We start from the raw sequence: 10,660 nt of genomic DNA, 5'->3' as shown, positions 1-10,660 counted from the left end.
GCAGGCTGCCACCACCATCGACCGGCCAGGGCACCATGACGGCGCTCCAGGTCTCCCGGCTGTCAAGCGCCGCGCTGACGTGACCGTGCGGGTCCAGCCCCAGCGCATCCCTTAGCTCCGGCCATGGCCGGCCGAGATGCGCTGCGCTGCGCCCGCCCATCAGGTGAATGAAGGCGTCCGAGACCAGCGAGAAACGCCCGTCGGCATTCATCTGCCACATGAAACGCAATGGATGACGGCGCGTGACGTGCGGCTCGTCTACGAGCGATGGCGTCTGGCCGGCTTTCGCTTCTCCCACGGCAGCCGACTCGGCATATGGTGGGGCGGGCTCGGCACCGCTCTCGTTGCGGTGTTCGACGATGCTTGGCGCGTCGCATGGAGCGGCCGCTTCGATTGCCGGCTGCGGAGCCTCGTCGTCAGTGATTCGATCCTGCGCCTCCGTCTCGCCATGCGCGACGTCGGCTGGTGGTCGGTCTGCAGGCATCTCGGTCGACACCGGGTTCGATTGCACCGGCATTGCGTCGTCGGACAATGCGGCCGATGCCGTTTCGCCCGCGCGTGCCCCGGCCGGCATCAACAAGGCGATCAGTCCGACATCGGCGCCGCTGCCGACGCGATAGAGCATGACGCGGCCGAGCGCGAGCTGGGCCTGCGCGTGGCCGTCGGCAAGCGCCGTCGCGCACGCTTCCGCCAGGTGATCGTCGCTGAGATCTTGCAAGCCGAACGATTTTCGCCCGGACGCGCTCGCGCCGGCGATCAGGCCGTCAGCGGTGAAGGCCGCCAGCGTGGCGGCGCTGTCATCGACCAGGCGCTGCAGGCGCTCCACCAGCGGCATCGTGCGCACGCCAGCGTCGGCCGTCGTGACGAGAATCCCATGGCTGCCGTCGGCCAGATCGATCCGGGCGTAGCCGCAGGTCGCCATCGTGCCGAGCGGAGCGCCGAAGCCGCGCAGCCGTTCAAGTCGAACCGCGCCGTTCTCGGGCAGTCGTGGTGCCAGCTGCGCGATCTGGCGGCGATGCGCGTCGGTAGGGCCGAAGGTCCGCGCCGCGAGGGCGACACCATTGCTCGCGCCGAAGATTCTCGCGCCGATCGGATTGGCCCACAGAACCCGACTGCCGTCGGCTGACCACAACCATGCCGGCAGCGCGCCGGCCGCGTGGATGGCGAGCCGGGGATCGCTGAATCCCAGCAACTGGAAGTCGGTTTGGCTCATGAGCGTGGTCGATCGAGCAAGGGTGCCTTCCGGTCCCGTGGGCGGCGGCCTTAAAGGAATGGCAGCCTTAACAAGCCGTTAGTATCGCCCGTTTCCGATCTCAAGGTCCACTTTTGGGGCGGCTTGAGCCTGGTTAATGCTTGGATAACCTTAATGTGTCCGGCATTTCGTCGAGCGGGACGAGAGGCCGCGGTGATTATCTAGAGTTGCATATTGCAATTCCGCGGCGGTGGTTCACGATGAGGGCGTCCGACCGTGGCGCACCCGTCATACCGGCGCAGCCATTGTTGGATAGTCTGAAAACGTCTGGAATGGCAGGTCCGGGCGAGCCGGCCATCGGGACGTCACATCAAAAATAGGCCGGCCTGGGCGCAGTGCCGGTGCAAAAAACTCAAACGGGACAGGAGTGGACCATGAACGAGAATGGGCGTGGATTCGAGATCCCCAAGGAAGTGCGCTCGATGGCCGAGGCGGGCTTCGAGCAGGCACGCCGGACTTTCGAGAAATTTCTCGCCAGTGCGCAGGAGACCGCTGGAACGCTGGAGGAGCGCGGTGCGACGGTGCGCGCCGGAGCCAAGGATATCGGCGCCAGGGTGATGACTTACGCCGAGAAGAATGTGCAGGCCTCGTTGGATTATGCCCAGTCGCTGGTGCACGCCAAGGATCTGCCCGAGGTGATGCGGCTGCACGGCGAATTCGTCCAGGCCCAGCTGCGGGCCCTGGCCGAGCAGGCCAGCGAGATGGGCCAGGTGGTCAGCAAGGCCGCCTTGGACGCCGCCAAACCGAAAACCTGACCTCCACCGGACGTACCCAGCCAAAAACAGCCTCTTTACCCGCTCGTGCGGCAATGCATTAAAATGCATTGCATTGCACAAAATTGCCACTATACACATCTACGAGAGGTTGCTCTCAGGGGCGATCTCCTCTGCGTGATCCGAAATTCGACGCTTGGCCACCATGCCGGGGGCCGGCCATCTCCATTGTTTCGAAGGATGCATGCCATGACCAACGATCCGTTCTCTGCCTCCATCATTCCGTTCGAAGTTCCCGAGCAGATGCGCGCTTTCGCCGAGAAGGGCGTCTCGCAGGCCCGCGACAGCTATGCCAAGTTCAAGGATGCCGCCGAGAGCCATAACGGCGCGATCGAGGCGTTCTTCGTCAACGCCAGCAAAGGCGCCAGCGAGTACTCCGCCAAGGTGATGGAGTTCGTGAAGGCCAACACCACGTCGAACCTGGACTTTGCCCAGGAGCTGTTCGGCATCAAGTCGCCGACCGAGGCGTTCGAGCTGTGGACGGGTTTCACCCGCAAGCAGATCGAGACCTACACCGCGCAGACCAAGGAGCTTGGCGAGCTGACCCAGAAGTTCGCGACCGAGGCGGTCGAGCCGATCAAGGCCAGCGCGGCCAAGATCTTCAAGACCGCGGCCTGAGCCGCCATCACCTTCCGGATGTGACGACGATCACGACGTCGTCCGGCGCGAGTTGAGACAAGACCCGGGCTCTGTGCCCGGGTTTTGCGTCTGCAAAACCATGTTGAAAATACCCGCTCGCGGCGGCCGACTTTGCAACGTCTCGGCCTTGCCAAATCCGCGCGTTGCACCTAGTTTCCGGCCCGTTCGGCCCCCCCTTCGCGGCGGCCATGCGATGCAGTTGTAGCTCAGTTGGTTAGAGCGCCTGTCTGTGGAACAGGAGGTCGGTGGTTCGAGCCCACCCAACTGTACCAATCAAGCCAGTCGCTTATTGAGTTTCAGGCGAGTCGCCGCTGAGCTAGCGACTGCCCGGCACTGCCCGTCTGAAAAACGGACCCGCTAACTCTGGTCATAGATCCGATTCCCCTCTCGTCATTCCGGCGCGGTGCGCCGGCATCGACCGGAATCCGGTTCAAGCATCCGCCGTTCTGCGAACCAAGTTCACAGACCACGACGACGCAATGACTATGCCTTCGCCTCGCAATAGAGATGGGCATCCCAATCGCGTGTCATTCTGTTTCGCTGAAGACCACGAGACAGGAAGGCCTCGACGCCATAACTGTGGTTTTTGAAACCAGCTTTTTCCACGGCCGCATCCAGTGTTTCGCGATACCATCCGGATTTATGCTCGTCACCCGGCCAACGCTGCCAGCCATACAAGGTCGACATCGCATGCTCTATGGTGCACGGGATCTGCTTACCCTTGAAATGGTCGGTCACGTAGCCACACCATACGGGGATATCAGGAACGTCAAATAGAAACACGCCGCCAGGGCGAAGCATCCGCTTGCAGTTGGCGAATGTCTTGTGAACCTGCTCAAAAGTAAGATGTTCGATGATCGCAAGAGCGATTATCTCGTCGAGACTGGCGTCCGGAAGAGAGATTTCCCATGGGTTTCCGACGATATCGACGCCTTCAAAGGCGTTGATGTCGTTATGGATATAGCCGGGAGTGGGACGCTGGCCGCAGCCAATTTCGAGCTTCGTCAGAGTTGTCATGCCGATGATGTTCTTTCGAATTGAAGGCTGAGTAGAAAGTTGCCAAGCGATCCGCGCGTCCGCCCGGTGGCACGATCAGGGATTGTAGAACAGAATACGGCTGCCAAGCGGTTCGAAGCTCAGCGGCACGCGGTGCAGTTTGATCTCGCGCGCAATTGCCTCATGCCGCTCGACCGGCGCGTAAAACATCAGGAAGCCTCCTGCGCCCGCTCCAAGGAGCTTGCCGCCCAGCGCGCCCGCCGATTTGGCGGCGATATACCAATCGTCGATGGCGCCGTTGCTGATGCCGGCCGCCAAACCCTTTTTCAGGCTCCAGTTTTCATCGAGAATACCGCCCACTGAATCGAGCCGCCCCTGGTGCAGTTCGTCGCGAAGCTGGTAGGTCAGTGCGACCATCCGCTTCAGCATCGCCTGCTTCGTCGCATCATCGGCCACCGTTGCCGATTGCTCGGCCAGAATGCCGGAGGCGCTGCGGGTGATCCCGGTATAAAAGACCAGGATTCGCTCCTCGAGCGCCTTGAGCGATTGCTTCGGCAGAATGAGCGGCATGACATTGACGCTGTCATCCGGATTGAACTCGATGAGATTGAGGCCGCCATAAGCCGCGGCATACTGATCCTGTTTTCCGATCGGCTCGCCACAGCGATCGATCTCGATCTCACAGCTCATTCGGCCGAGTTCCGCGGCCGAGACGTGTCGGCCAAGATAGGCCGACAGCACCTGAATGAGGCCGACGGTGAACGTGCTGGAGGAGCCCAGCCCGGTCCCGCGAGAGGGGATGTCCGCCGTGGTCGTAATTTCGACGCCGCCCTGAAGACCCAACAACTCCATTGTCGTTCGCACCAGAGGATGCTCGACCTCGTTCAGTTGTTCGACCTCTTCTGTCCTGGAATAGGCGACCCGAATTCCCCCGTTGAAGTGCCGGTTCACGCTCACATAGATGTATTTGTCGATCGCCGTCGAAAGGACTGCGCCGCCATGGAGGCGGTAGAAGTTCGGCAAGTCGCTGCCTCCGCCGACAAAGCTCATGCGCAGCGGTGTACGACTGATGATCATTGGGATTCCTGTTCAACCAGTGTCAAAGAATCGAGCGAAAATATCTGGTCCGACCGTGACCTCGTCGCCTCGATCAAGGCCGCTTCGTCCGATTGACGCTGGCTATAGATGTCAGTCGCTTGCCCGGCATCAGCTAGCCGACGATCGACGAGGTCGGCGATCACGCGCGCCCGCCGCGCGCCTTCGTCAGCCTCCACGTAGAGCCGCCGGGTCGAACGGGGCGTCGGCCAGGCATCGAGGAGCGCCGGCACGCCTTCCAGGATCAGCACGGTGTCCTTCGAAAGCAGCAGCCGTCCGCCGTCGACCCGCGCACGCCTGCGCCGGTCATAGGCGGGAAGCGAGAGCGTGCCATCCCTTCCGGCAAGCCAGTCGGCAAGAACGGCGCGCGCCTCGGCGAGCCCATATCGCCCTTGCACGCCCGGCCCTCGCTCGGCTGCCGGCAGTATCCAGCGATCGAGCGAGATCGATTCCACGCTCAGCCCGTGTCTTCGAAGCTCCCACTTCAACACCCCTGTCAGAGTGGACTTGCCGCTGCGAGCGAGGCCCCCGACCAAAACCAGCTCGCCCGCGCGAACCTTCGACACGACATCGGAAACCTCGGCAACGAGGCGGGGATAAAGACCGACAATCAGGTCGACCGCGGCAGCGAAATCACGGGCGACGAAATCGGGTGCGGCGGGGTACTTGCCATCGGCGCCGCCTTCTCCTGTTTCAACGAGCACGGAGCGCAGACCGGTTTGCTCGGCAGCCCGCATATCGGCGGTGCTGTCCCCGACCATCCAGGAACGGTGTGTGTCGATGTTCATCGTCTCGATTGCGCGACGGAACAGCCCCGTGGCCGGCTTGCGGCACTCGCAAGAGACTTTCAACGCAGCGACTTCTCCCGGAAAGCCACCGTCCGGATGGTGCGGGCAATAAAAGGTCGCGTCGAGATAGCCGCCCGCGGCCCCAAGTGCGCCCTCCAACCGGTCGTGAATGCGCCGCAAGTCGTCTTCCGTACAGTCGCCACGGGCAATGACTGGCTGGTTGGTCACCATGACGACCCGGTATTCCGCCTCGTTCAACTGCCGTACGGCCTCTGCGACGCCGGGCAAGAGCTCCAGTTCCTCAGGCTTGCGCACGTAGCCGCGCAATTCGTTCAAGGTGCCATCGCGGTCGACGAAAACCGCGGCTTGAGGATGAGAGCGGCGAGCCCGGTCGACCACGCCCTCGCGCAAATGGCGCTCGACCTTGTCGAGCCGCTTCGGCGTGCCGAGATCCTTGATATATTCGTAGCTGACATAGCCGTGTAGTCGCTGGCCCGCCGCCAGCATGGCTGGAAACACATCTTTGGCGAAATCGCACGGCGTCGAGAAATTCCTCCACGGCTCCAGTGCCCGCCGCTCGACAACGTAGAAAGCCGCGTTGACGAGATTCCGAAAGAGAGCGCCCGGCGGATGTGGATAAGCATGGAAGGCGCGGATGTTGCCGGCCGCATCAAGCTCGGCGAGATCGGAATCCGCTGGATGATCGTTCGGGTGCAGGAGCAAGGTCGCATCGGCGCCGGCCGCCATGTGAGCGGCAATCATATGGCCAATATCGATGTCGAACAGGGTATCGCCATAGATGACCAGAAAGCGGTCGGCCAACTGATCCAAACAAGCGAGCGCCGCGCCGGCAGTGCCCTTAGGTACGCCATCGTCAACGAGCCGCACGGTACAGCCGAAGTTGCGCCCGGCGAAGAAAGCCTCGATCTGATCGGCCGCATGATTGACGAGCACGACGGCATCTTTGATGCCGTGGGCTGCGAGCGTGCGGAGCTGGCGCTCCAGAAGCGGCACGCCATCGACCGCGACCAGTGGCTTGGGGCGTCCATTCAATCGTTCGGCCAGCCGCGTGCCTTTGCCGCCCGCGAGGATCACCGCCTGGGTCAAGCGCCGATCTCCTGAAGGGCGATCTCCGCAATGGCCTTTCGCAAGGCGCCCTCCGAACCCAGCTTCGGTGTCCAGCCCGTCGCGGTGAGTTTGCTGACGGAGTAGCGAAAGCGCGGTACGTCCCCGACCCAGCCGCGATTTCCTTCGCCATAGGCGATGACCGCGGCTGGCGCCACACGATCGCGAACGGTCTCCGCGATCGCTCTTACCGTCACGCCTGCATCGACCGGACCAATGTTGAACACCTTGTAGCGCCCTTCCAGGCGACTGATGTGCAGCATTGCCTCTATGAGATCATCTACGTGGAGATAGGCCTTCTGCTGCGAGCCGTCACCCAGCACGTCGAGCCGTTCGGGTGTGGCTTTCAGCTTGCGAACGAAATCCCAGATCACCCCGTGCGTCGCGGGCACACCAATCACATTGGGGAAGCGGAAAACATCCGCGCGCGGCAAATACGCCTCAATTGCGGCGCGAATCTGAGCCTCAGATGCAAGCTTCATCGCGCCATAGTTCGAGATCGGCTCAAGCGGCCCGATGTCCTCGTGGATCTCCACCTCGCCGAAGTCGCCGTAGATGGCTGAACTCGACGCAAAATGCAGCTCCGGGATTCTTGCGTGACGCATCGCCTGCAACACGCCGAAGGTTGTCAAGAAAGTACGCTCAAGATCGATGCAGGGATCGGCTACACCCGCCGGGATATCGGAATTGGCCGCCATGTGCCAAAGATGACCGACCGGCTCACCGGCGTCTTTGATCGTCGCGAGAACGGCATCGGCGCTCGCGCAATCGACACGGTTGAAAGCAAAATTCGGATTCGAGTCGAATTCGGCGAGTAGCTCGCGCCGGCCGCGCGACAAGTCGTCAACGGCAAGCACGCTCTCGCCATCCGCCAGTAGCCGGCGCGCCAGATTTACGCCGACGAAGCCGGCACCGCCACAGATCAGATGCAGCCCCATCCGTCTTCCTCACTGTCGTCTCGCCAGTCCCTTGCAGTCACCGCCGGACCTCCCGCATCCCTCAGAACTTCACGGATCCGAGCGAGGAGGAATCCTCAAGATGGCTGTGCCGCAAATACTGCGCGATGATATGCATAAGGGACTGATGCACATCTTCGACGACGCCGTAGTTTTGAGCGTCGACGTGCAGCGTGATGTCAGCCAGCCTGGCGGCCTCGCCGCCGGAAAACCCCGTCATGGCGATCGTGGTCAGCTTCATCGCCCGCGCCGTTTCAAGAGCGCGGATAATGTTGGGCGAGGCTCCGGACGAGCTGATGGCAATCAGCACATCGCCGGGAGAAGCCAGCGACGAGAGCTGGTGCGCAAACATCTGCTCCGGCCCAATGTCATTCACGATCGCGGTAATGAGCTCAACGGTCGCGGACAGGCTGACGACCTTCGGCTTCAGCCAACTGCCGGTCCGCACGCCTTTCATGCAGTCACAGACCAGGTGATTGGCGATGGCCGCGGAACCACCATTGCCGCAAGAAAAGATCAGCGCGCCTGCAGCAGCTCGTTCGGCCAGCAAGCGGCCAGCCTTCGCGAGCGCTTCTCGCTCAACCGTGGCGGCCGCCGCCGCGCACAAGCCAAAATAGGCGTCCGCATAACTGCCAGCGTCCTCGAAGATGGAGCTGGGGAAATATGGTATCGATCCCATGCGATTCTCGCCCACCAGATTCTCCGGGCAGAGAATCATCCCTTGGCTATTTAGCCATTTCGCTGTACCGACGTCCAGTTTCGCCGGCACCGTCGCCTTGCGATTTAGGCGCTCACGCGCGACCGTTTTCTCTGCCTGATTTCCGGATTTCCCGCGTTAAAGTTTCTGGGAAAATGGGATGGGGCTCGGGAAATGGTGGTGCTTTCTACGGTCAAGGCGAGCGTGGCACAGGCGCTCTCGGAATATCAGGCCGGGGCGTTTACGTCCGCAGAAACCCTGTGCGATCAATTGTTGCGATCCAATCCCGACGACGTCCACGCCCTGCACCTGTCCGCCGCGATTGCCTTTATCACCAACCGCGCCGCCGAAGGCGCGAGCCTGCTTCAACGCGTTTTCACGCTCTCCCCCAACAACGCACAGGCATTTGCAACGTTGGGCGATGCGCTGGTCAGGCAGGGCGATACGCAGGCGGCAGTCGACGCCTTCGTGCAGGCGCTTGCAATCACTGTAAACGATGCCGGCCTTCACGCGAAGCTGGGCGGGGCGTTGCGCGACCTGCAGCGTTTCGAGGAGGCAGAGGCAGTCTACAGATGCGCGCTGGACCTCAATCCCTCGAACACCCAGGCCCGCCTAAACCTTGCAGTGCTGCTGACCGGTCAGAATAGGCTGGAAGAAGCGGCCTTGACCTACCGCGACCTTCTCGCCCGAGAGACCTCCCTCGAGGCTCTCTTCAATCTTGGCGTCGTGTTGATGGACTTGCATCAGTACGAGTCAGCCGTCACCATCTTCCGAAGGGCGATCGTCCTGGTGCCGTTCTGGCAAGAGGCCCACAAGAAGCTGGCCGCCGCGCTGGCCGAAGTGAAAAAGCGCGATGAGGCGGCAGGCAAGGACGCCGAGGACAAGCACGCCGGGGATACGGCTGATTCCGTAAAATCCATGTCTCTTGTTCTCTGCACGCGAAATCGTGCGGAGCAGCTTCGTCTCGCCCTGGCGAAAATCAATGACGCCATCGTTCCCGACTGCCCGGTCGAGATCGTTCTGATTGATATGGGCTCAACCGATCACACCCAGGATGTCTTCAAGGAGTTCGCCGCATCGGGCAAATGGCCAGTCAAATCCAGCTATACCGATGCAAACAGCCTGGGCGCCGGTCGCAATCGCGGAGTCGAGCTTAGCTCGGGCGAGCTTCTAATGTTCACGGATGATGATTGTTACATCCAGCCCGACCATTTCGTGAATATTCTGGCCGCCGTCAGGCCGTCAGCTTTTCAGTACGGCATGGGCGAGATCCTGCTCTACGACGAGGATGATGATCCTCGGGTGGCCAATTACCGGGTGTCGGAGAAGATCATTATTCCGGAAAATTACCCATTGATCCCCCCCGGCGCAATTCAGGGGGCCAACATGTTCTTCTTGCGCCGGGTCTTCGACAAAGCGGGAATGTTCGAAGAGGCCATGGGGGCCGGCACGAAGATGGGCTGTGAAGACATCGAAATGGCGGCGAGGGCATCGTGGAATGGCTTCACCGGCGCGCTGCTTCCGGGCTTCAGCGTCTATCATCATCATCAGAGGAAAAAAGACAGCCCCGAAGCCGATCGCAGCGTCCAGCTCTACGACTACGGAGCCGGCGCCTACTTTGGTGCCGTTCTTCTCATGAGGGGAACCAACATCTGGGAGCGGTGGCACAAACTGACCAATAGCCTTGGTGATCATCCCGCGCACGCCGCACATCTGAGGAAAATGGCCCGGGAGCTGGTCGGAGCGGCCCGCTATTTCGATTACATTGCCAGCAAGCATGACGGCCTTGCGCGCGGAGCCGAAGGCGGCGGCTGACCCGGTCCTTCGATCATCGGCAACCGCGCCCGCCGAAACCCAAATAATCATCTATCTTATCTGGCAATCCGCTGACCTCATGGAACATCCATTTCATGAGGCATAGGAACGACTCATCAGGACTATGACCATGTCTCGCCTTACGGCAACAGCGCTCTATGATGGCGCTCGTCGTCATCTACAAGCCGGGGAAATCGACGCGGCCGAAATGTGCTGCGAGGAGTCGATCGAGACGGACGACGGTCACGCCGATTCGCTGAACATGATGGGTACTCTTTTACAGCTCCGCAAGAATTACCAGGCAGCCATCGACTGGCATACACGCGCGATCCAGCGGGAGCCGAAGGCCGAATATATCACCTGCCTTGGGATGGCCCTTCAAGGAGCTGGTTTGCATGATGAGGCTGTCAAGGCGTTCGATCAGGCGCTGAAGCTTGCACCCGATAACGCCGAGATCTGGTCGGGTGTCGGAAACGCCTTGAAGCAGGTTGGGCGGGTCACCGAAGCCACAAATTGCCTTCAGC

The 10,660-nt window shown here is 61.4% G+C and carries 9 protein-coding genes, 1 tRNA gene and 1 pseudogene; 5 read left to right on the top strand and 6 right to left on the bottom strand.

Features of this window, described 5'->3' with window-relative positions:
• Positions 1-1,213: pseudogene (locus ABW043_RS17685) on the bottom strand (PAS domain-containing sensor histidine kinase); the annotation flags it as partial.
• Positions 1,214-1,626: 413 nt separating this feature from the next.
• Between ABW043_RS17685 and ABW043_RS17680 the strand changes: the two are divergent.
• The 3 genes from ABW043_RS17680 (at position 1,627) to ABW043_RS17670 (ending at position 2,936) form a co-directional block, all read left to right on the top strand.
• Positions 1,627-2,007 carry a phasin gene (locus ABW043_RS17680; RefSeq protein WP_353922513.1) on the top strand — a complete coding sequence of 127 codons (381 nt, stop codon included), beginning with the start codon at positions 1,627-1,629 and terminating at the stop codon, positions 2,005-2,007.
• 207 nt (positions 2,008-2,214) lie between these two features.
• Positions 2,215-2,643, top strand: a complete 429-nt coding sequence (locus tag ABW043_RS17675; protein WP_353922512.1) for a phasin — start codon at positions 2,215-2,217, stop codon at positions 2,641-2,643.
• Positions 2,644-2,859: 216 nt separating this feature from the next.
• Positions 2,860-2,936, top strand: a tRNA-His gene (locus tag ABW043_RS17670).
• A 211-nt stretch (positions 2,937-3,147) separates the two neighbouring features.
• Here ABW043_RS17670 and ABW043_RS17665 read toward each other — a convergent pair.
• The 5 genes from ABW043_RS17665 to ABW043_RS17645 all read right to left on the bottom strand — a co-directional run bounded on the left by ABW043_RS17665 (position 3,148) and on the right by ABW043_RS17645 (position 8,318).
• Positions 3,148-3,681, bottom strand: coding sequence for a class I SAM-dependent methyltransferase (locus tag ABW043_RS17665; RefSeq protein WP_353922511.1), 534 nt, complete (start codon positions 3,679-3,681; stop codon positions 3,148-3,150).
• Positions 3,682-3,756: 75 nt separating this feature from the next.
• Positions 3,757-4,710: a GHMP family kinase ATP-binding protein gene (locus ABW043_RS17660; protein ID WP_353922510.1), complete on the bottom strand. Its 954-nt coding sequence runs from the start codon at positions 4,708-4,710 to the stop codon at positions 3,757-3,759.
• Between the two features lie 23 nt (positions 4,711-4,733).
• Positions 4,734-6,650, bottom strand: coding sequence for an HAD-IIIA family hydrolase (locus ABW043_RS17655; protein WP_353922509.1), 1,917 nt, complete (start codon positions 6,648-6,650; stop codon positions 4,734-4,736).
• Positions 6,647-7,606, bottom strand: a complete 960-nt coding sequence (locus ABW043_RS17650; protein ID WP_353922508.1) for an NAD-dependent epimerase/dehydratase family protein — start codon at positions 7,604-7,606, stop codon at positions 6,647-6,649. The genes ABW043_RS17655 and ABW043_RS17650 overlap by 4 nt, the downstream gene beginning before the upstream one ends.
• A gap of 61 nt (positions 7,607-7,667) precedes the next feature.
• On the bottom strand, positions 7,668-8,318 hold the full coding sequence (locus ABW043_RS17645) for a D-sedoheptulose-7-phosphate isomerase (protein ID WP_353922507.1): 651 nt from the start codon (positions 8,316-8,318) through the stop codon (positions 7,668-7,670).
• A 177-nt stretch (positions 8,319-8,495) separates the two neighbouring features.
• Here ABW043_RS17645 and ABW043_RS17640 point away from each other — a divergent pair, with 177 nt between their 5' ends.
• Together ABW043_RS17640 and ABW043_RS17635 are read left to right on the top strand one after the other, a co-directional pair.
• Entirely contained in the window at positions 8,496-10,136 is a 1,641-nt protein-coding gene (locus tag ABW043_RS17640) for a tetratricopeptide repeat protein (protein ID WP_353922506.1), read from the top strand.
• A gap of 130 nt (positions 10,137-10,266) precedes the next feature.
• Positions 10,267-10,660: tetratricopeptide repeat protein (locus ABW043_RS17635; protein WP_353922505.1), on the top strand; the 394-nt coding region annotated here is incomplete at its 3' end.

Origin of the sequence: Devosia sp. (genome assembly GCF_040509215.1) — a bacterium.
In the GTDB taxonomy this organism is placed as follows: domain Bacteria; phylum Pseudomonadota; class Alphaproteobacteria; order Rhizobiales; family Devosiaceae; genus Devosia.
Note: the sequence above shows the minus strand (reverse complement) of the source record. Positions and strands in the feature narration are given on the sequence as shown.